18 protein-coding genes and 3 pseudogenes are annotated in these 20,475 nt (G+C 29.0%); 11 read left to right on the top strand and 10 right to left on the bottom strand.

Translation table 11 applies throughout. The features are described from left to right. Positions 1–21: 21 nt before the first annotated feature. Entirely contained in the window at positions 22–441 is a 420-nt protein-coding gene (locus T473_RS0108620) for a GtrA family protein (RefSeq protein WP_024621549.1), read from the bottom strand. A gap of 416 nt (positions 442–857) precedes the next feature. On the opposite strand from T473_RS0108620, the gene T473_RS19760 reads away from it, so the two are divergent. Beyond that, on the top strand, positions 858–1,049 hold the full coding sequence (locus T473_RS19760; RefSeq protein ID WP_330369442.1) for an adenine nucleotide alpha hydrolase family protein: 192 nt from the start codon (positions 858–860) through the stop codon (positions 1,047–1,049). A 65-nt stretch (positions 1,050–1,114) separates the two neighbouring features. Continuing rightward, on the top strand, positions 1,115–1,576 hold the full coding sequence (locus T473_RS16545; protein ID WP_334291442.1) for a tRNA 2-thiocytidine biosynthesis TtcA family protein: 462 nt from the start codon (positions 1,115–1,117) through the stop codon (positions 1,574–1,576). A gap of 192 nt (positions 1,577–1,768) precedes the next feature. Here the strand turns inward: T473_RS16545 and T473_RS0108630 are convergent, their stop codons facing one another. Next, the gene (locus tag T473_RS0108630) at positions 1,769–2,824 is read right to left on the bottom strand and encodes an ABC transporter substrate-binding protein (RefSeq protein WP_024621550.1); all 1,056 of its coding nucleotides are present in this window, start codon (positions 2,822–2,824) and stop codon (positions 1,769–1,771) included. Between the two features lie 423 nt (positions 2,825–3,247). Further along, on the bottom strand, positions 3,248–3,748 hold the full coding sequence (locus T473_RS0108635; protein ID WP_024621551.1) for an RrF2 family transcriptional regulator: 501 nt from the start codon (positions 3,746–3,748) through the stop codon (positions 3,248–3,250). 204 nt (positions 3,749–3,952) lie between these two features. Between T473_RS0108635 and T473_RS0108640 the strand changes: the two genes are divergently transcribed. Then, a complete protein-coding gene (locus T473_RS0108640; protein WP_024621552.1) occupies positions 3,953–4,321 on the top strand; it encodes a pyridoxamine 5'-phosphate oxidase family protein in 369 nt (122 codons plus the stop codon). A 357-nt stretch (positions 4,322–4,678) separates the two neighbouring features. Here T473_RS0108640 and T473_RS0108645 read toward each other — a convergent pair whose 3' ends face one another. The 5 genes and pseudogenes from T473_RS0108645 to T473_RS0108665 all read right to left on the bottom strand — a co-directional run bounded on the left by T473_RS0108645 (position 4,679) and on the right by T473_RS0108665 (position 9,673). Beyond that, positions 4,679–5,944 (bottom strand): MFS transporter, encoded by a 1,266-nt coding sequence (locus T473_RS0108645; protein WP_024621553.1) that lies wholly within the window; start codon positions 5,942–5,944, stop codon positions 4,679–4,681. Then, positions 5,941–6,735 carry an ABC transporter ATP-binding protein gene (locus T473_RS0108650; RefSeq protein WP_024621554.1) on the bottom strand — a complete coding sequence of 265 codons (795 nt, stop codon included), beginning with the start codon at positions 6,733–6,735 and terminating at the stop codon, positions 5,941–5,943. The genes T473_RS0108645 and T473_RS0108650 overlap by 4 nt, the downstream gene beginning before the upstream one ends. Before the next feature lie 2 nt (positions 6,736–6,737). Continuing rightward, positions 6,738–7,744, bottom strand: a pseudogene (locus T473_RS20125) (FecCD family ABC transporter permease). Beyond that, positions 7,744–8,736, bottom strand: coding sequence for a FecCD family ABC transporter permease (locus T473_RS0108660; protein WP_024621555.1), 993 nt, complete (start codon positions 8,734–8,736; stop codon positions 7,744–7,746). The pseudogene T473_RS20125 and the gene T473_RS0108660 overlap by 1 nt, the downstream one beginning before the upstream one ends. Continuing rightward, positions 8,723–9,673, bottom strand: coding sequence for an iron-hydroxamate ABC transporter substrate-binding protein (locus T473_RS0108665; RefSeq protein WP_024621556.1), 951 nt, complete (start codon positions 9,671–9,673; stop codon positions 8,723–8,725). The genes T473_RS0108660 and T473_RS0108665 overlap by 14 nt, the downstream gene beginning before the upstream one ends. Before the next feature lie 203 nt (positions 9,674–9,876). On the opposite strand from T473_RS0108665, the gene T473_RS0108670 reads away from it, so the two are divergent. From T473_RS0108670 to T473_RS20130, 4 genes and pseudogenes are all read left to right on the top strand, one after another. Further along, on the top strand, positions 9,877–10,881 hold the full coding sequence (locus T473_RS0108670) for a helix-turn-helix domain-containing protein (protein WP_024621557.1): 1,005 nt from the start codon (positions 9,877–9,879) through the stop codon (positions 10,879–10,881). A 327-nt stretch (positions 10,882–11,208) separates the two neighbouring features. Continuing rightward, a pseudogene (yaaA, locus tag T473_RS16555) lies at positions 11,209–11,943 on the top strand (peroxide stress protein YaaA). A gap of 155 nt (positions 11,944–12,098) precedes the next feature. Then, positions 12,099–13,022: a PhzF family phenazine biosynthesis protein gene (locus T473_RS0108680; protein ID WP_330369444.1), complete on the top strand. Its 924-nt coding sequence runs from the start codon at positions 12,099–12,101 to the stop codon at positions 13,020–13,022. Between the two features lie 78 nt (positions 13,023–13,100). After that, positions 13,101–13,349 (top strand): annotated as a pseudogene (locus tag T473_RS20130) (DDE-type integrase/transposase/recombinase); the annotation flags it as partial. A 438-nt stretch (positions 13,350–13,787) separates the two neighbouring features. Here the strand turns inward: T473_RS20130 and T473_RS0108685 are convergent. After that, positions 13,788–14,111, bottom strand: a complete 324-nt coding sequence (locus T473_RS0108685) for a hypothetical protein (protein ID WP_024621559.1) — start codon at positions 14,109–14,111, stop codon at positions 13,788–13,790. A 548-nt stretch (positions 14,112–14,659) separates the two neighbouring features. Further along, a complete protein-coding gene (locus T473_RS0108690) occupies positions 14,660–15,196 on the bottom strand; it encodes a flavin reductase family protein (RefSeq protein ID WP_024621560.1) in 537 nt (178 codons plus the stop codon). A 459-nt stretch (positions 15,197–15,655) separates the two neighbouring features. Here T473_RS0108690 and T473_RS0108695 point away from each other — a divergent pair, with 459 nt between their 5' ends. From T473_RS0108695 to T473_RS19775, 4 genes are all read left to right on the top strand, one after another. Continuing rightward, positions 15,656–15,982: a winged helix-turn-helix transcriptional regulator gene (locus tag T473_RS0108695; protein ID WP_024621561.1), complete on the top strand. Its 327-nt coding sequence runs from the start codon at positions 15,656–15,658 to the stop codon at positions 15,980–15,982. 822 nt (positions 15,983–16,804) lie between these two features. Then, positions 16,805–18,049, top strand: coding sequence for a sodium/glutamate symporter (gene gltS / locus T473_RS0108705; protein ID WP_330369445.1), 1,245 nt, complete (start codon positions 16,805–16,807; stop codon positions 18,047–18,049). 644 nt (positions 18,050–18,693) lie between these two features. Beyond that, positions 18,694–19,515, top strand: coding sequence for a PQQ-dependent sugar dehydrogenase (locus tag T473_RS16560; protein ID WP_330369446.1), 822 nt, complete (start codon positions 18,694–18,696; stop codon positions 19,513–19,515). Next, positions 19,488–19,763 carry a PQQ-dependent sugar dehydrogenase gene (locus T473_RS19775; protein WP_330369447.1) on the top strand — a complete coding sequence of 92 codons (276 nt, stop codon included), beginning with the start codon at positions 19,488–19,490 and terminating at the stop codon, positions 19,761–19,763. The genes T473_RS16560 and T473_RS19775 overlap by 28 nt, the downstream gene beginning before the upstream one ends. The last annotated feature ends 712 nt before the right edge of the window (positions 19,764–20,475 follow it).

The following is a 20,475-nucleotide window of genomic DNA, read 5'->3' on the forward strand; positions in this document are numbered from 1 at the left end:
ACTTTTTAATTATCGATGTATCTATTGAATCTTTTCTATTTTTTTATTTTTGAATACAATTAATTTACTTAATATAAAGTTAATAATAATAACCACTATATTTGTTATTACTTTTACTATAAAATCATTTATTAGCAACAAGTTTATCATTACAAACATTAATGAAAGTTCAATTAATCCTGATAATACTCTGCAGCTCATAAATGACAACATTTCTTTTATAACATACTTATATTCAATAGATTTACTTTCAAAAACATAGAACTTATTTGTTATATATGCAAATATTACTGCCACAAACCAAGCTATTATATTCGAAATGTAATAATTAATACCTAAAATCCTTGTGCAAAAAGCATAAGTCGCTATATTAATTATAGTTGTAAGGACTCCACATATCAAATAAAGTATTGTTTCCTTGTATCTTTGAAATATCTCCATCATACACTCCTAATTCATTTTTCATCTATCATGATATAGTAACACTTCTATATACAATTTTACAAGTTGCAAAATTAATAACTAAAATAATATATCCCTCACGTTAAAAACTCCTGAAATTTTCCTTATCGTACTTCTTTTATAAATTTTGTCTATTGTAAATAAAACCTAAAAGCATTCAATATAAAGCAGAGTAAATATATTTGGATTTCTTTATATGATTAATTCCTTTTCCATCAATTTTCTACCTAATATTATATTATCAAATTGGATTTTTACACAATTTTTAAATTAAAATATTTTCCTAAAATCTTATATTTTACATTTCATTTCTAGGTACCTGTTCTTTAGTTGCATTTGTCCTGTTTTGCCAAGTTTGTTATAATATTTGAGTAAATTTATTCGGGAGGATATATATGAAAAAACTACTTAGCAAGGCAAGGCAAGCTATAAAAGACTTCGATATGATACAAGAAAACGACAAAATTGCTGTTGGATTATCTGGTGGAAAAGATAGTTTAACATTACTTCATATTTTAAAAAATTACCAAAGATTTTCCCCGCAGAAATTTGAATTAATAGCAATTACTTTAAATCCAGGGGCGTAGACAACTCTCCCCTCTATAAACTATGTGAAGATCTAGAAATTCCATTTTATGAAATTCAAACGGATATAAAGGAAATTGTCTTTGATATAAGAAAAGAAAAAAATCCATGTTCTCTCTGTGCGAATTTAAGACGTGGAGCCTTAAATGACAATGCTAAAAAGCTTGGTTGTACTAAAATAGCTCTAGGACATCATAAAGATGATGCCATTGAAACTTTCATGATGTCTATGCTCTATGAAGGAAGAGTTAGTTGTTTTTCTCCCAAAACGCACCTAGACAGACAGGATATTACAATAATAAGACCTATGATTTATATAAATGAATACATGACAAAGAAAGCAGCTAAAGATTATAACTACCAAATCATCAAAAATCCATGCCCCGCTGACGGTAAAACAAACAGGCAAAATATAAAGGAATTAGTTGAGAGTCTTAATAGAGAAATCCCGGGGTCAAAGAAGAACTTGTTTGGAGCATTGAATAACTCTGATAAATTATTTATTTGGGATAAAGAGAATATAAAATAATCATAAATTTATCCATCAAAACATAATAGAAGATAGAACTCCATTTTATTTGGACAATCTATCTTCTTCTCTGTTATTTGTAATATTACTCGAATTCAATCTATTATTTATTTGATTTTACCCTATTAATAAAACGTCACCATAATTTTAAAATAATAATGAAAGGCTGTATATTAGCCCTTCATCATTGATTTAATTATTTGATTTTATGTTTACCCACGCATCGTCATATAGTCTTTTGATATCTTTAGTGAAATCAACATAGATTTCACATCGATCCATTATTTCTTTAGGCATATATGCGTTCAGATTATTTCTAACTTCTTCTGGTTGCTCTAATCTTGCTTCTTTGTTTGGAGTTGTATAGCCTATTTCATCAGCTATTCTAAGTGCGCTTTTCTTATCACTTACAAAGTTTATGAATTTTTCAGCCCCTTCAATATTTTTGGCATTATGAGGTATACATAAACTATCAATCCAGAAGTTTGCCCCTTCCTTAGGTACTACATAAACTAAATTAGGATTTTCATCTTGGAGATTTAACCCTTCACCAGACCAGATCATATTTATATCGGATTCCCCTGCTGGAATCATTGTAGTTCCGTTATCAACGCCATAAATTGGATCTACTAATTTTCTTTGATTTAATAAAAGCTCTTTAGCTTCTTCAATTTCTTTTGGGTTAGTTGAATTTATAGAATATCCCAATTTTTTTAAAGTGGCTCCCATAGTATCTCTATAAGTATCAAACATGAATATTTTATTTTTATATTTTTCATCCCATAGTATATCCCAACTATCCACTTCTTCTGTTACTACATCTTTATTATAAATAATGCCTATTGTTCCAAACATGTAAGGAACTGAATATTTATTTCCTGGATCAATTTCTAAATTTAAGTACTCATTATCCATTTGCGATATATTTGGTATATTTACCTTATCTAGCTCTTTAACTAGATTTTTTTCAATCATTCTTGGAATCAAGGCATCAGATATTAAAACAACATCATATTTTACCCCTCCGCTACTAACCTTCTGATACATTGTTTCCATATCATCAAAGGTTTCAATATTAACTTTTATACCATACTCTTTCTCAAATTCTTTTACGCTTTCTTTATCTATGTTTTCTCCATAGTTTAAGAAATTTATTTCTTCAGAAGTCTTCTTGCTACATCCTACTAATAAGAAACACACTATTGCGATGCAAATTGACAAGCTCAATAATTTAATTATTTTTTTCATACTACAAATTCCTTTCGTTTTTGTACAATTGTTCTAATACCTCAAGTTAGTGTAGGTAAATCTATATATTTTATAGTTTCATTCCCTAACCCTCTACTTAGGATATACTCTCTCAAATTATATTACAAGATTAAATTTTTCATAATTTACTCTGTTGAAAATGAAGGATAGAAAATTTGTATTACTTCGCAAGATTTTCTTCTACCAATCCTAAAGTAGTTATTACATATCAATTATAAATATTTATTAAATTGAATTTCCATTTTTATCATCCCGATACAATTTATTATTTAATCGTTCACTTCTTAGATAAACAAATTTAAAATAAACAAACCGCACTAATAAATAGTGCGGTTAAATATAAAGTGAGTAATTTAAATTTTTTTATTTTACCTTTTGTATTTTATAACATCAAAATCGTACTTATCTATTTTTTATCCATGTATTAATTTTTTCCTTCTTATCTTTTGAAAAATCGCTGTATACTTCATCCCTTAGCCAAAGTAAATTCTTTTTTCTTAAATAATTTCTCATTTGCTCCTCTGCTTCCCACATAACTACCTTTATCAGACATGGATCTCCATTGTTACATGAATTGGAATCTTTTTGTTCCTCATTAAACAATTGATTGTTCTTCCTTATTTCTTTGCATTGAAACAAGTAAGAAGTACCTTCTACCGCCTCAACCACGTCCCAAAACGATATATTTTCAGGTTCTTTTGCAAGTTCATATCCACCCTTAACTCCAGGAACAGATCTTACTATGCCTTGTTTGCGAAGTTTTGTAAAAATTTTAGATAAATAAGTTTCGGAAACCTGATGAAGATTAGCTAATTCTTTAATTCCTATAGATGTCCCTTTTGGTAAATCCAAAATATAAAAAAGTGAATGTAATGCATACTCAATTCCAATACTAAATTGCATATTTATTTTATCTTATAAAAATGAAACATATCATTTTTATAATTTCCTTTCTTAAATATTAATGATACCTAATAGATTAACCTAGGGTTTATATCAAGTCAAGTACGTCAATTTAATATTTTATTGACAGTTAAATAAATTAATGTTAGTCTAATTATAGATAAAATTTATCTATAATATCTTTTATATTAAGGAGAAACTATTATGTTTAATGAAAAATTTAAAGAGGTTTTAAACCATGAAGGAGCACTATCTATAACTACTTGGTCAAATAATAATGCAAATGTAACAAATACTTGGAATAGTTATACACATATTTCTAATGATGTCCTTCTAATTCCTGCAGCCGGAATGACTAGTACACAGAAGGATATATTAGTTAATAATAAAATTAAACTTACATTAGGTTCTAAGGAAGTCGAGGGAACAATTGGTATGGGAGCTGGTTTTTATTTAGAGGGAACTGCTAGATTTTTAGATGATGGAGATGAATACAATATGATGAAAACTAAATTTCCATTTTTAAAAAGAGTACTTGAGGTTACTCCTATCATAGTAAAACAAACTATATAGATTCTATTTTCATTATATTTTGTATTAATGCCTATTTATTAAATAATTATGTCAAGTCAAGTTAAGTATTTTTACAATTTTTTACTTTAAGTTAAAACAAAAATAGTTAAGTTATAATATAATATTTTAACTTAACTATTTTTATTTATAAATCCTTTTGTCTAACTAATGGGGTTAAATTATCTTTCTTATTTCGAAAATTTTAAATTGCCATAATCTATTTCATTAAAAGACATAAAGATAGACTTCCTTTTGTCTATTCAGTCTATCCTTCATAATTAAATATTTTACAACATCTATATCTTATTTGTAGTTATTTGCTATCGATCTTTCGTTTTCATACACTCATAAATTAAACTATATATTCCCTATTATATCTAATTCTCTTACATTCCATTTAACAAACAATATAAGTCCAATGTTTATAATAGCTGCTATACCTAAGATTACTCCTATTGGTATTCCCAAATCTATTACTTGTCCAAATAATACCTGCCCTGGTGCAACACTTATTGTTGCTACTGCTGTTGAAAAAGCTGATACTCTTCCTAGCATATCTGCTGGCACTTCTTTTTGTATAAAAGTCAAGGTTAACACGTTAGATAATGCTAAAGATAGCATTATTACCATACCGCTAAATGCAAATATTCCAGCTAAAGCATAATTATTTAACTTTATAAATCCTAATGTAGACATTAGCATAACCCCTACTATCATAGGAAAATATGTATAATGAACATTTTTCATAGAGAACATATTTGGTTTTATACTTATCCAAGCACCTCCTAATATCATACCTAGAATACATATACCTTCTACTATTCCATAAACCTGCGAAGGTAATCCAAGTAATATGTTTATAAAGTATGGTGCAACTATTGATAATATTGGTACTGAAAAAATATTACAAAAAGCGTAGGAAGCTATAATTCCGAGTATAATTTTATTTTCATTTTTTAAGTAATCAAAACTATTTTTCATATCCACAAATGATTTTCTTATAAAGCCTATTGATAATAATTTTTCTTTATAACAAGAGTTTACTTTTTCTTTTTTAATCACATCTGGAATGTCTAAGAACAACTCAATTATTGCCGATATTAAGAAACTTATTGCATTTATAACTACTATTAGCTTTATTCCTAGTAAGCCATAAAGAATTCCTGCAAGTATAGGTCCTAAAAAGTTTACAAATGATCCTACCTGATTTATTATTCCATTTGCTGTAGTAAGTTTATCTTCATCTACTATTTGTGGGATTGAAGAAACTACTGCTGGCCCATATAAAGTAGCACATATTGATAGTACGAACATAACTGTCGCAGCTATTAACTCATGATCTCTTCCATTTAGAAGTATAAATGCATAACACCCAATTATTATAAAACACACTAGATCTAAATATACCATTATTTTTTTTCTATTCATATTATCTGAAAGTATACCCGCAATTGGTGCAAATATAATATAAGGTATCGTCGATATCGCTAAGATGTTAGCAAAAACTGCTGTACTTCCTGTGAATTCTAATAAATATAAGGCCATACTAAACCTTTGAATTGCATTTCCAAAAAGCGAAATTACCTGCCCTATTACTATTATTATAAAGTTTTTATTTCTCATGCACCCTCCCTGAAAATTTCGTATTCAGTACATACTGGATACTCTCCACTTTCACTTGGTTTAAGTCTAGCGTCTATTCCATATATTTTTTTCAGAGTTTCTTTATTAATTACATCTATTGGTTTACCCTCGCAAATAATCTTCCCTTTTTTAAGACCTATTATATTATCTGCAAATCTGCAAGCATTGTTAAGCTCATGAAGAACTATAACTACTGTAATATTTTTTTCTTTGTTAAGCTTTTGAAGTACTTCTAATACCTCAAGCTGATAAGACATATCTAAATAAGTTGTTGGCTCATCAAGCATTATAATATCTGTTTCTTGAGCTAATATCATGGCAATCCATGCTCTTTGTCTTTGTCCACCAGATAAATTTTCAACTTCCCTGTTTGCAAATTCTATAAGACCAGTTTCTTCTATTACCCAGTCAATAACTTCTTTGTCATGATTATTAAGTCCACCTATAATTTTTTGATGAGGAAATCTTCCATAAGCTACAAGCTCTCTTACTGTAAGTCCACTTGGACAAACTGGACCTTGTGGAAGAAAAGCAACTTCTTTTGCTATGCTTTTTTCCTTTATTTTCTTTATATTTTTATTATTTATAAAAATATCTCCATTTTTAGGTTTATTAATTCTTGCTATAGTTTTAAGCAAAGTTGATTTTCCACATCCATTAGCTCCTATTATTATACTTACTTTACCCTTTGGTATGGATAAATTCATATCTTCAATTATAGTATTGTTTTCATATGCCACTGATAAGTTCCTTACACTAATAGCTTCCATAATTATTTCTCCTTCATCATTAAATAAATAAAATATGGTACTCCAAATATTGATACTGTTATACCAACAGGTATTTCAATTGGAGAAAATAAATTTCTTGAAACTGCATCTGCAAAAAGAATTATTATAACACTTATTATTGCTGATATTATAATAAATTTTTTATGGTATGGTCCTACTAACCTTTTTGCAATATGAGGAGATATAAGCCCTAAAAAACCAATATTTCCTGCAAAAGCTGTTGCTGTTCCAGCTAATATAACTGCATAGCTTAGAAACTTTTTTCTTTCTCTTTCTAAATTTAATCCTAAAGATATAGAAAGTTCATCTGAAAGATTTAAAACATCTAGCTTTTTATTGTTTAATAAAACTAATATAAACATTACAACTACTATTGGAATAATTACATTTGCATAGCTCCATCCAGATCCCCAAAGGCTTCCTGAAGTCCATACTAATACTCTATTGTAATCTGCAGTACCACCTCTAAAAGTAAAGAATGTAATAAAGGCGTTAAGCCTGCATTTAATCCAATTCCTATTAACAAAAGTCTCTTAGGTCTTATTCCTTTTCTACTAGATAATATATAAATAATAAAGGAAGCAACTCCTGCTCCTACTATTGCCATAAATGGTAATACAAAAATTGAAAATTGCCCGAGTTCACTATAATAATTTGCAGTTTGATATTTAATAAATATTATTGCTGCTACTGCCGCTCCAGCATTTATACCTATTATTCCTGTATCTGCTAAATCATTTTTAGTTACAGTTTGAAGAATTGATCCTGCTGTTGATAAGGCAATCGCTACAAAAACTCCAACTAAAAGTCTTGGTAATCTAATATTTATAACTGCTGTATTTTGGAGCTTAGTTCCATTTCCTAAAAGAGTATTTAAAACCTCTAAAGGAAAAACCTTATAAGTACCCCAACATAGTGTAAAACCAAAGGAGATAATTAACATAGCTATTAAAACTAATAAAACTATTTTTAATCTTTTTTTCTTCATTATCCTCTCTCCTTCCTGGCTACTGCTATGAAAAATGGTATTCCTATTAATGCTGTAAACACGCCAATTGGAGTTTCATAAGGATCAAATAACATTCTTGCTGCAATATCTGCATAAGTTAAAAGAACTGCTCCAAGTAAAAATGCACATGGGATATTTTTTCTATAGTCTTCCCCCAGAATTTTTCTAACTATTTGAGGAACTATAAGCCCAACGAAAGCTATATTTTTACCTACTGCTACTGCAGCTGCACACATTGGTATCATAAGCATAAGTGCAGTAAATCTTATTTTTTCTGGATTTTCTCCAAGTCCGATAGCAACATCATCTCCAAGATTTAATATATTTATCTTTGATGATAAAAACATTGCTATAATAAGTCCTATAACTCCTACTATAAATACTAATTTAAAATCTGACCAACTTGCATTTCTAAACCCGCCAGATACCCAAAACCCTATCATTTGAGTCTGATTTGATAATAATCCTATAACAGTAGTAAGTGAAATGAAAAATGTACTCATAGCAGTCCCTGCTAGAAGTATCTTTGCAATAGAATTATTATTTGCTTTTTTTGATATAAAACCTAAGACTATAATTCCTGTAATTAGCGCCCCGATAAAAGATGCTACCATTACGTTTTTAGTATTTATTGCAATTCCCGCAGCATAAAAAATAGCTATTACTAAAGTTGCTCCTTGGCTAACACCTAATATGGATGGTTCAGCTATAGGATTTCTTGTAACTCCTTGAATCATAGCACCTGTTACTCCTAAAATACCTCCTGTTAATAATACAGAAAGTGCCCTTGGAATACGAACATCCCTAACTAACATAAGCTCTAAAGTCTCACTATAATTAAATATACTATCCCAAATATCAGTAAAATTAATATGGACGGATCCTAGCCTTATTGCTAGAATCAGTCCCCCTATTAAAAGTAACGAACTAAAAATTACAAATGTTATAGTAAGATTATTACTTTGCTTCATTTAACATTTCACCTATTTCATTTATTAATAATCCTCTTCCTATTGGGCTATATCCTTGATTAAAGTATGGTGATGAATCTAATGTTACAACCTTACCTTCTTTAACTGCAGGCAAGTTATTCCAAATCGCATTACCTTTAAGTTGAGCCAAATCTTCTTTTGTTGCCATTAAGAATATATAATCCGTTTTTATTGATGCCAAACCTTCATAAGTTACGACTGGAAGGCTTATATCACTTTGATCCGGCATACCTTCTGGTTTTGTAAGCCCCATATCCTCATATAAAACGCTACCGAAACCAGCTCCATCGAATACATAAAATTGTCCACCACTTGCTAAGAATGATAGATATTTTGTATCATTACCATATTTTTCTTTAACCTTATCTCCAGCAGTTTTAGCTTTTGATTCATAATCTGTTAACCATTGATTTGCTTTATCTTCTTTATTAAATACCTTTGCAAATGCTTTAACATCATCTTTCCAGTTTAAAGCTTCTAATTTAACCATAACTGTTGGAGCAATTTCGCTTAATTGGTCATACATTTTTTCTTGAACTGTTGATATGACTATTAAATCTGGTTCTAAGTTCATAACTGCTTCTACATCCATAGTATCTTGCATGCTATAGCCTAAAATTTCTGCCCCTTTTAATGTTTCCTCTAAATATGAAGGGAACTTAGTGTAATCATAAGCATCACTGTTAGCTGTCCCTACAACCTTATATCCTAAAATTGATAAAATATCACTATTACCACTTAGATCTACTATTCTTTGAGGCTCTGCTGGAATTTCAACTTCTCCTTTTACATCTGTAACTTTTATAGTATTTTTTTCTGCTTTATCATTGCCCGAGCCACCATTAGAACTACAACCAACAAGCATTAAAGCAGTCATACAAGAAACTACTAATATTTTAAATAACTTTCCCTTCATAATATACCTCCATATATTCTTTAATAATATTTATTTACTATTTCATTCGTTGTAATTGTATATGATTTTCATTATCGCTTCAATCTTTGCATCTAATTTAATAATTTTATCATCTTTTATGATAATTTTTGTTATAATAAATATATTATCTTAATAAATAGTATGTACAAATTTAAATATATAATGAGAACGAGGAGTAGGCTATGATTTCTAAAACAACAAAAGAATTTCAACGTGAAGTCTTAGACAAAATGACTTTTACAGCTCACCCGATGGAGAACTATACACTATATAAAAACGAAGATAAATCCGCCCTTGGATATTTTATTAAATATAGTAGAGAGGGCTACTATGACTTTGGAGTTGGTGATTATTCAATAGCATCAAACTTTACTCTTTCCTTTGAACATAAAGAAGAACTAATGCGTTTTGGTACTGTATATACAGGTGAAACTGCATTTAAAATCGAGAATAATCCGGTTTCTTCTTTTACTCCCTCTTCATTTTTCGTGGTTGAAAAAGGGATAAAAGGCAAGCAAGCATGGAAGAAAGGTCAGCACTTTCACGGAGCAGAAATAACAATTTATAAAAAATACTTTGATGAAATAATAAAACCAAACTTTTCAAATGCTATAAACTTAGATAGCTTTATAAGCAATTATACGTATCGCTATCTACCTCTTGAAATAACTTCTATCATTCAAGGACTTAGAAGTTTGGCTGAGGTTAATCTTTTAAATCCTATATATTTGGAAAGTAAGATCTTAGAATCTATAGCTTTACTTTCAAATGAAATATACTCATCACCTGAAAATGCTTTTTCTAATCAATTAAATTATGGTGATATTAAGATAGGAAAAAATAGATATATTACTTTAACTGCATCAGATGCTAATGCAATACAAAAAGCTTATGATATCTTAACAAAAGAAGCTTGCAACCCACCAACTATTAAAAACTTAAGTAAAATGGTATTTTTAAATGAACAAAAACTAAAAGCAGGTTTTTCAGCAAAATATCATATGTCTATTGGCGAATACACTACCTCTATTAGAATGGCAATCGCTGAAAACCTACTTTCTACAACAGATTTAAGTATAAATGAAATAGCTAATGCAGTTGGCTATAATTATAGTGGAAACTTCGTGAAAATGTTTAAAAAGATGCACGGGAAAACTCCACTGGCTTTTAGGAAAATTAAAAGGTAAGAAACACAACTTTTCACTTTGAATAGTTGTGTTTTTTATAATTATAGTTTATTATCTTTTAATATTTTACTAGTAACGTTAGCTTTAAATTCAATAATAGACAAGTCGTTTAAGAAATCAAGATTAGACTTGAAACGTATGGGCTTGTACCTATATACTTAGTGTAGATGTCTTTTTTTATAAATAATAAATAGATTTGATAACAACTTGAAAGTATTTGAAAAATGATTAGAAAGGAGTGCCTACAATACGATTTTTGTGTTGAGATTGGCAGAGGATGTTTTGTAGATTTACAATTTTAAATTTACGATATCTTTAAAAGACATAATGAAGATTATAATTTCACCGGCTAAAAAGATGAATGTTGATACTGATGGCGTGGCTAGTAATTCTATACCGGTTTATTTTGAGCAAGCGGGGGTATTGAGAAATTATCTGAGAGATTTGAACTTTTCTGAGCTTAAATCTTTGCTCTCATGCAATGATAAGATTGCAGAGTTAAATTTTTATAGATTCCAAAATATGGATTTGGTAGATGGCCTGACTCCTGCTCTTCTTGCATATGAAGGCATTCAATATCAATATATGGCTCCACATGTGTTTACTGATACTCAATGGGATTATGTAGAAGAAAACCTAAGGATTTTATCAGGGTTTTATGGTATTTTAAAGCCTCTCGACGGAATTGTGCCTTATAGACTGGAAATGTAAGCTAAATTAAAAAGCGACTTCTGTAAGAATTTATACAATTTTTGGGGTGACAAACTATATAAAGATTTAGTACATAATGATGATTTTATTCTCAACTTAGCATCAAAAGAATACAGTAAGACAATAGAACCTTACTTAGATGAAAAGGTTACGTTAATTTCCTGTACATTTGGCACTATGGTAAATGATAAAATCAAAGTAAAGGCTACAGAAGCCAAAATGGCTCGTGGAGAAATGGTTCGCTATCTGGCTGAAAACAATATAACTGAAATCAATAAAATCAAAGGATTCCAAAGTTTAAATTTTCAATATAGCGAGGAATTTTCAACAGATTCAGAGCTTGTATTTTAAAATATGTGGAGAAATAGATAATTATAAATTTCAGGTAAATAATATTAATGTTTTTAATATTATTTACTAATAAAAAGCGATAGCCTAAACAGCTATCGCATTTTTAAAACCCACTAAAATGGTTTCTTTATTATTTAGGAGGATTTCCTTGCTAAATGTTAAAGTACTTTATAACTTATAAGAACTATAAAGGGGGTAGATTTAGTGTTATGAAAATAAAAGCTTTTACATTAAACTCATTTGCAAAATCCATTGAGGGAGGAAATCCTGCCGCAGTCGTGTTTAATGCTGATGACCTTTCAGAAAATGTTATGAAAAAGATTGCAGGTATAATTGGTTTTAGTGAGACTGCCTATGTAATGGAGTCAGACCTTGCGGATTTCAAGGTGAGATTTTTTACCCCTACTGAAGAAGTAGATCTTTGCGGACACGCTACAGTAGGAGTTTATTACTTATTATTGAGTCTAGGTATAATAAAGCCAGGTATATATACACAGGAAACTAAGGCAGGAATTTTAAATATAGAGATAAAGGAAGATATGTCAATCGTAATGAATCAGACTCTTCCAACCTTTTACGAAACAATTTGCAAAGAAGAAATTGCAGATTCCTTGAATATTGCTGTAGCTGAAATAGATGAAAATTTACCAGTGCAAATAGTATCTACTGGTCTAAGAGATATCATTGTTCCTATCAAAAATATAGAAATATTAAGATCGATAAAACCAGATTTTGAAAAGGTAGCAGAAATTAGCAAAAAATATAATGCTGTTGGTTATCATATTTTTACACTAAAGTCACTTAGTGATTCAGATGCCCACTGTAGAAATTTGGCACCACTTTACGGAATACCAGAAGAGTCTGCAACTGGTACATCCAATGGAGCTCTTGCATGTTATCTTTTTAAGTATGATAAAATCAACCCTAACAATACTGAGTATATAGTTATTGAACAAGGTTATTCAATGGAAAAACCTTCAGAAATAATTGTTTCCTTAGCAATCCAAAATAAAGAGGTTGTTGAGGTGCTGGTAGGTGGAAAAGCATTAAATATTTCTGAAATTGAAGTTGAAATATAAATGCCAAGGTTCTGGTTCAAAGATTAAAGGAGATTAGTCATATCTTTAAAGAGTAGTTGATAAAATCCTGCATATCCAAATACTTTATCTGAACTAATTAATGAACATATACTTAATAAAGATATCAAACTTAGACAGACCAAATATCTAAATAACATAATTGAGCAGGATCATAGATTTATTAAAAAGAAAGTTCGAAGAATGTTAGGTTTTAAATCTTTAGAAACTGAAAACAGAACTATGGTAGGTATTAAAATTATGAATATGTTAAGAAAAGGACAGGTCAACTTTAAAATTACTCTGTCCTTTTTTAAGTTGAATTTATAAATAATATTATGGGTCGTTAATAATAAAAACCGTATCACTTACTTGTGATACGGTTCTCCGTTACACCTCCAAAGGAGGTCGTTTTTCTATTCATGTATGTATTTACCATACTTATCCCTAAGTTTTTTAAAATCTTCATCTTTAAATAATTAATATAAAAATTATTTACACTTTTAAATCCTACCTCACTTGTTTTACCTAAACTAGTTACTATATATTTTTGAGTGTATGTTTGTTTATCATACAGATATTTACAATCATATAAAACATATTATTTTTGTATGACATCCCATTGACGATATTTTTTACAAATAATATCTCATTTTTATAATCAAATGAATCTTTAAAATTTCTAAGGCTCTAATTTTGTTTTATATTCAGTTTAACATTTTAATAATTACTCATAAAGATTTTCTATCTACTTATTAAATATTTCCCTTAATAAGGATAATAAGAATATGGATACTGTAATAATGATAATGCTATTAAGGCAGCAAGTGGAAAAGATCTACGTCTAAAGCGTCTAAATCTTCTAGGATGACCAAATTGTCGTTGTAGATTATGTTGATTATCTGATGATTCTTGATCCATTACATCCTCACCAACCAAAACAATAACACGATCTGGTTCTACACTTTCAATAATCCCGTCAAATACACATCCATCTTTCATTTTAAGAATAATGTGATAACTCATTAACCTTTTACATTCATCATATAAATTCTGTACGTTTATATCATTATTATTTCTTTCTAAGTACATTTTTAACCAACTCCTCTCTTTTACCATAATATTAAGTTATAGAAATAGTGTTCATCTTTTAATGTATAATTCGTTACAAAAAATTCTACAAATAATTTATATACATTTTTTTCATAATATAATTTCCTTTATATTTGTTTAAAGTTTTTATTATACTAATATATATTGATATGGTTAATTTTAAAAAATACTCTTAATTTAAGAATTCTCTTATTTCATCTCCTTGATTAACAAAAGAATGCCCTTCATCATGAATAAGATTCATATTAGTATGTACAATCTTCACCTTTAAAACTGGCTTATAGAAAGCAAAAATAGTGAAGAAGTCTAATTAACTCCTTCACTAATAATCTCATTTGTGTATTCTAGTATAACTCTTTTCAATATTACATTTTTAAAAGTATTATTAATAATTATTTACAATAAAAGTTATATAAGATCGAATTTTCTTATTTTTACTTTTAGAATCACTTCAGGAATAGAAATTTTTAAACTACTAGCTTTTCAATCATAATTAACATAATAATATATCGAAATTCAAAAAAATACTATTCAATAATGTAAGCACTAACAATTTCACCATAGTAAGCTGTATGGAAATCTCTGTTTGCTCCATGGAATGATCCATCTACATCTTGAGGATAACATGCCTTTAAATTTTCTTCTGTAATCTCATTCTTGTCTTGTTTTTGTTTATATATAACCTTACATTCAAGTGTTAATGGAAATTCTTTTATTCCTGGAACTGAAATACTTTTAGGTTCTTCAAGTGATAAATTTAGTTCAGTAATTTTATCAGTAGTACGACCTGATTTCGTTCCACATACACCTAATATTTTTCTATTAAATTCACCAAATGGTATATTTACAGTAAATTCAGGATTTTTTTCAAGTTGATGTTTTGTAAAACGATTCTCTCTTACAAAAATTGTAAAAATAAGTTTCCCCCATTCAATTCCAAGGGTCCCCCATGAAATAGTCATAGGGTTAACTTTATCTTCTACCTTTGTTGTTACCAAAACACCAGTTTTAACAGCTTTCATAATTTCATTAGCATAATCAAATACTTCTATTTCTTTCTTCATAATATTATTCTCCTTCAAATTTTATTATACTATTTCATTTTTATGCTTTATAATCTTTATCTTTGCACTCATTTATTAAGACCGATTCTCTAAATGACATAGTCCAAAATATTCTATGTTAGTATCATTTAAAATTGCATTCATTGCATTCCGCTTCTTCAAGCAGTCTAAAAACATTTATACATCCTTCACTAGTTTATCCATATATCTCAAAAACCTCAGAATTAATTTTATTAATACAGAATAATCTTTCCCATCTATCTTTCTAATTTCATGATATATTTAAATAATATTGTACCAACTCCATATTTAGCAAACTCTTCATATATCTTAGATTTTAATCTGTCATATACATTCACTCTCAATCTTGTACTTTGTATATGCTTATTATATAATCAATTAAGTTAATAAAAAAGTACGCACTTTTTTGTTAACTAGTAACCAAAAGGAGAGTATTATATGTCAGAGGAGAATATTGTAAATATCAAACCATTTGCATATGCCATTTCATTAATTGAAGGAAAATGGAAAATGCATATACTATTCTGGTTATGGAAAAAAGATACTATGCGTTATGGTGAATTAAGAAAAGCTTTAGAGTCTGTTTCACACAAAATGTTAAGCAATCAGTTGAAAGAGTTAGAATCAGATGGATTAATTACACGTACTGAATATCCTCAAGTTCCACCAAAGGTAGAATACAGTTTAACAGAAACCGGACATTCACTTATGCCTGTCTTACAGATACTTTGTAATTGGGGACATGAACATTTTGAAGAATACTAAAAAGCCCGTTAAAGCAAACTAATTCCTTGCTCTAACCGGCTTTACTCTCTTCCATACTATTTTAATAGTAGTTCTTTGAATCGAAATAATAGTAGTTGCTTATTCCTTCTCAACTCACAATTTCTCTTCTTTAAATATTATAAGATGAAGCGATACAGCTGGGGGGAAAGATGTGCTTTATCCGTAATTTATCCCACTCGAATTCCGTTGAAATCACTCTGAAGTGTAAGTAAAATTAACGCCTGGTTTCATCTCCCATATCAGAAATTGTTTTACGACATATTTTAAATTTTAATGCTATTTCTTTTAATCTTTCCTGTCACTCTCTTTCCATAAACTTCTCCTGGCAATTATTAATAGCTGAGATTAGCTGCCTCTTCACTAAATGCTTTATAATTCATCTATAAAATATCCTGACATAAAAATCAATTAAGTTGACTTTGTTAAAATTCTGTTGTAATATATGGAATATATTCCGTCAAATTGACTAATATTGCTTTTATTATTAAGCATACAGAGTTAATTAAAAATCGAATAATGGTTGCAATAAACTGCCTATTTTAACCATTCGTATGACAACATAAGTTTAACAAACAGGAGGAAAGAAAATGGCAACAACTTTGTTTATAAAGGCAAAAAATCAACCAGCAATTAAGACCATATGTGTGAAATTATATGAAAATTTTTTAGTTAGCTATATATTTATAAAATGAAATATTTTTCTCCTTTTAATTATCAGAAAATTAATTTAAAAGAAATTATATTTTTAAATTATTCATTACAAGATTTGAGCTTTAGATTTATATTAAGGAGGAAATATTAATGTTTCAATTTTCAAAAGAACTAGAAATGATGGTACTAAATTTAGATATTATTCAAAGTATTGCATTTACTACTGCTGTGCTTTTAATAGGATCTTTTATAAAAGATAAAATTTACATATTAAATAAATACTGTATACCAGCACCAGTTGTAGGAGGATTTTCTTTTGCAATAATCGCATTTATATTAAGGCAGACAGGAGTAATTGCTATAGTATTTGATACAACTTTACAAGATATATTAATGAAAGCCTTCTTTACAACGGTTGGATTTACTGCAAGTCTGAAAGTTTTAAAGAAAGGTGGAGCACAAGTAATCAAGTTTTTAATTGTTGCTGTAATATTGATATTATCTCAAAATATAGTAGGAGTTTTATCTGCTAAGGCAATCGGTGTGAACCCACTATTGGGATTGATTGCAGGTTCTGTTTCTATGACAGGTGGCCATGGAGCTTCTGGTGCATTTGCGCCTCTTATGGAATCAAACGGGCTTGAAGGTGCTCTTAGTGTAGCTATGGCTTGTGCTACATTTGGATTAGTATCTGGAAGTATTATAGGTGGCCCTCTTGCAAATAGATTAGTTCAAAAGTTTAAACTTCAGCCTGAAGAAATAGAAGTTAAAGAAGAAGTAATATCAACAAATACACATGGCGAAGTATCATATAGTGAGATATCTATAAAAAAACTTTCAGAAAGTAAATTGACAAGTTCAGTTATACAAATAATTATAGCTATGGGGATTGGAACTATAGGAACAAGCTTATTTTCAAATATAGGTATAACAATGCCGTCTTATATAAGTACTATGATAGTAGCTGCAATTATGAGAAATATTTCAGATGCAAAAGAAATATGGACAATTTCAGTCAATGAATTAGAAAGCCTAGGTTCAATATCCTTATCATTATTTTTATCAATGGCTATGTGTAGCTTAAAGTTATGGGAGCTTGTAGACCTAGCTATACCTATATTAATACTACTAACTTTACAAATATTATTAATGATACTATTTGCTTACTTTATTACATTCAGGGTTATGGGAAAAGATTACACAGCAGCAGTACTTGCAGCAGGTCATTGCGGATTTGGTCTAGGAGCTACTCCAAATGGAATATCAAATATGGAGTCTGTAACCTCTAAATATGGTCCAGCACCTAATGCATTTTTCATATTACCACTAGTAGGAGCATTATTTATAGAATTTTTGAACTCAGCAATTATAACGACCTTTATGAATCTATTATAAATACAATTATTTTAAAAAAATACCGTATACGATGTAATAGTATGTATATAGGGATAATGTATTTTAGATAGGAGTATCCTTATTCAAATATATATAACAACTCACGATAGTAACTATCGTGAGTTTAATTTTTTTAATGATATATAATAGTATCCAATCATAATCTAACTCTTCTAAGATATTGTCTAATTCTTTCTCCATCCTTAAAATACTCACTAATTAAATTTATTTGTAACACTATGCTTTCATTTTCAAGTCACTCTTTATAGTAGATTAAATTATGATGGGTTGTTTCCAAATTATAAGATTTATATCAAACTGGAGTTAATACGTTTTGCTTGCCACACTTGATAATAAAGATAACCTAAAAGTTTTTAATATAAGTGATACACTTGGGATGTAAACATATCTATTTAGATAGACTAGTTTATGTCTTAATTAATTGGTAATATTATCACTTTTGAATATTAAACATATAATATTTCATTAGTTATTATATATTAAAATAGTACCTTTAACCTCTTGGATGAATATTATAGTAACTATATAAATATTAGAGATGATAAATTTTATATTTTGCTCTATTACCTTTTATTGCATGCATTTAACTATTTATTTATATTAATTAGGAGGAAGGTTATAAAATGAAAAAAAAATTATACAATTTTTTTAATAGTACAAAAAAAATAGCTAATAAATATAGACAATTTCCTTTTGAAATCGAAGTTATAGCTGAAAATTTATATGTTCCATGGGCTATAGATATAAGCGATGAAGGTGATTTATATTTTACTGAGCGTTCTGGTTCAATTAGAGTTATTGAAAATGGTAAGCTTAATCCACAACCACTCATAACACTTCGTACACCCTTTATAAATCAAGGCGAAGGCGGTTTGATGGGCATTGCCCTTGACCCAAATTTTTCACAGAACAATTACCTTTATGTTATGCATTCATATACAGAAGATAATCAAATTTATAACAGAGTTATCAGATTAGTAAAAAACGACAACATGGCATCTATTGACCGAGTTCTTCTAGATAAAATTCCTGGAGGTCAAATACATAATGGGGGAAGAATAAAGATTGGACCGGATCAAAACTTATATATAACAACAGGAGATGCAGGTAATTCTGCATTGTCACAAGATACAACAAGTACAGCTGGAAAAATACTACGAATACAATTAGATGGAAGTATCCCTGAAGATAACCCAATTATTAATTCACCTATTTATAGCTTGGGCCATAGGAATCCCCAAGGCTTAGCATGGAATTCAAAAAATGTGTTATATGCATCAGATCATGGACAGTCAGCGCATGATGAGATTAATATAATAAAACCAGGTGCTAATTATGGTTGGCCACTAGTTCAAGGGGATGAAGAATCCTCGGTAGTTGCGACACAAAAACCTTTGATACACAGTGGAGAAGAAACATGGGCACCATCTGGTATTGCTTCGTAACTCAAGGACCATGGCAAGATAATTTACTAGTTGCAAATTTAAGAGGACAGCAACTACTGGATATTTCTCTAAATGGTAATGGTACGTCAGTGAAGAATATAGAATTTTGGTTAAAGAATGAGTATGGGCGTTTGCGAGAGGTTATACAGAGCAAGGATGGATCAATTTATATAACAACAAGTAATAGAGATGGAAGAGGTAATCCTGATTTAACTGATGATAGAATTATCCGCCTAATTCCGAAATAAAATTAATTATAAATTATATTTGTTATGTTAAAAACCGTATCACTTATTTGTGATATGGTTCTCCGTATCGTGGTTAAGGAAATTTTCAATAATTGTTTAATTATTAGAAATCATTAATTTATGAAAATAAAAAGCACTCTAGACTTATAAAAAGAGAAAAAAGATAGGTTGCCTTTTTGTTTAGGCAACCTATACTCCATTAAATAACTTATAACATCACTATTTATTTGTAGATCTATACTATCAAACTCTCATTCTTTTTTGTAGTATTTTTAATACTAAAAAGTGTATCAGTTTTTTCCTCAGCTCGATTATACTTTACTCATAAATACTTCTTTAAACTTGTCCATTATGAACTTAACTATTTATATTCATTCACAGTAAAGAATAATTGATGCTTTCCTGATACATCATGTTCACATTCTTTACCTTTTAAAATTTTATCATTTGCTAAAACTACTTTTTCATCTAATCCATCTTCTTGATTCTTATCACATGCAAAACCATCAATCCATATAACTGGTTTTAATTCATCAGCATATATCTTTGTTACATCTACTGTTAAAATTGGGTCGTCTAGGCCTCTGCTGTACCTTTTGATACTTCTATTCCTCCAAGTTTATTTCCACTTACATCTACTTCTCCTTTTAATGTTACTTCAGATCCATTTACAAGTATTCCACCATCTGCTCCTTTTGATGATATATTATTT

This window comes from Clostridioides mangenotii TR (assembly GCF_000498755.1).
Taxonomy (GTDB): domain Bacteria; phylum Bacillota; class Clostridia; order Peptostreptococcales; family Peptostreptococcaceae; genus Metaclostridioides; species Metaclostridioides mangenotii_A.

Excerpts from the sequence above, each read along its gene's own strand:
- T473_RS0108620 (WP_024621549.1), bottom strand. The coding sequence starts at position 441 with ATGGAGATATTTCAAAGATACAAGGAAACAATACTTTATTTGATATGT.
- T473_RS19760 (WP_330369442.1), top strand. The coding sequence starts at position 858 with ATGAAAAAACTACTTAGCAAGGCAAGGCAAGCTATAAAAGACTTCGAT.
- T473_RS0108630 (WP_024621550.1), bottom strand. The coding sequence starts at position 2,824 with ATGAAAAAAATAATTAAATTATTGAGCTTGTCAATTTGCATCGCAATA.
- T473_RS0108635 (WP_024621551.1), bottom strand. The coding sequence starts at position 3,748 with ATGCAATTTAGTATTGGAATTGAGTATGCATTACATTCACTTTTTTAT.
- T473_RS0108640 (WP_024621552.1), top strand. The coding sequence starts at position 3,953 with ATGTTTAATGAAAAATTTAAAGAGGTTTTAAACCATGAAGGAGCACTA.
- T473_RS0108645 (WP_024621553.1), bottom strand. The coding sequence starts at position 5,944 with ATGAGAAATAAAAACTTTATAATAATAGTAATAGGGCAGGTAATTTCG.
- T473_RS0108650 (WP_024621554.1), bottom strand. The coding sequence starts at position 6,735 with ATGGAAGCTATTAGTGTAAGGAACTTATCAGTGGCATATGAAAACAAT.
- T473_RS0108660 (WP_024621555.1), bottom strand. The coding sequence starts at position 8,736 with ATGAAGCAAAGTAATAATCTTACTATAACATTTGTAATTTTTAGTTCG.
- T473_RS0108665 (WP_024621556.1), bottom strand. The coding sequence starts at position 9,673 with ATGAAGGGAAAGTTATTTAAAATATTAGTAGTTTCTTGTATGACTGCT.
- T473_RS0108670 (WP_024621557.1), top strand. The coding sequence starts at position 9,877 with ATGATTTCTAAAACAACAAAAGAATTTCAACGTGAAGTCTTAGACAAA.
- T473_RS0108680 (WP_330369444.1), top strand. The coding sequence starts at position 12,099 with ATGTTAAAGTACTTTATAACTTATAAGAACTATAAAGGGGGTAGATTT.
- T473_RS0108685 (WP_024621559.1), bottom strand. The coding sequence starts at position 14,111 with ATGTACTTAGAAAGAAATAATAATGATATAAACGTACAGAATTTATAT.
- T473_RS0108690 (WP_024621560.1), bottom strand. The coding sequence starts at position 15,196 with ATGAAGAAAGAAATAGAAGTATTTGATTATGCTAATGAAATTATGAAA.
- T473_RS0108695 (WP_024621561.1), top strand. The coding sequence starts at position 15,656 with ATGTCAGAGGAGAATATTGTAAATATCAAACCATTTGCATATGCCATT.
- gltS (WP_330369445.1), top strand. The coding sequence starts at position 16,805 with ATGTTTCAATTTTCAAAAGAACTAGAAATGATGGTACTAAATTTAGAT.
- T473_RS16560 (WP_330369446.1), top strand. The coding sequence starts at position 18,694 with ATGAAAAAAAAATTATACAATTTTTTTAATAGTACAAAAAAAATAGCT.
- T473_RS19775 (WP_330369447.1), top strand. The coding sequence starts at position 19,488 with ATGGGCACCATCTGGTATTGCTTCGTAACTCAAGGACCATGGCAAGAT.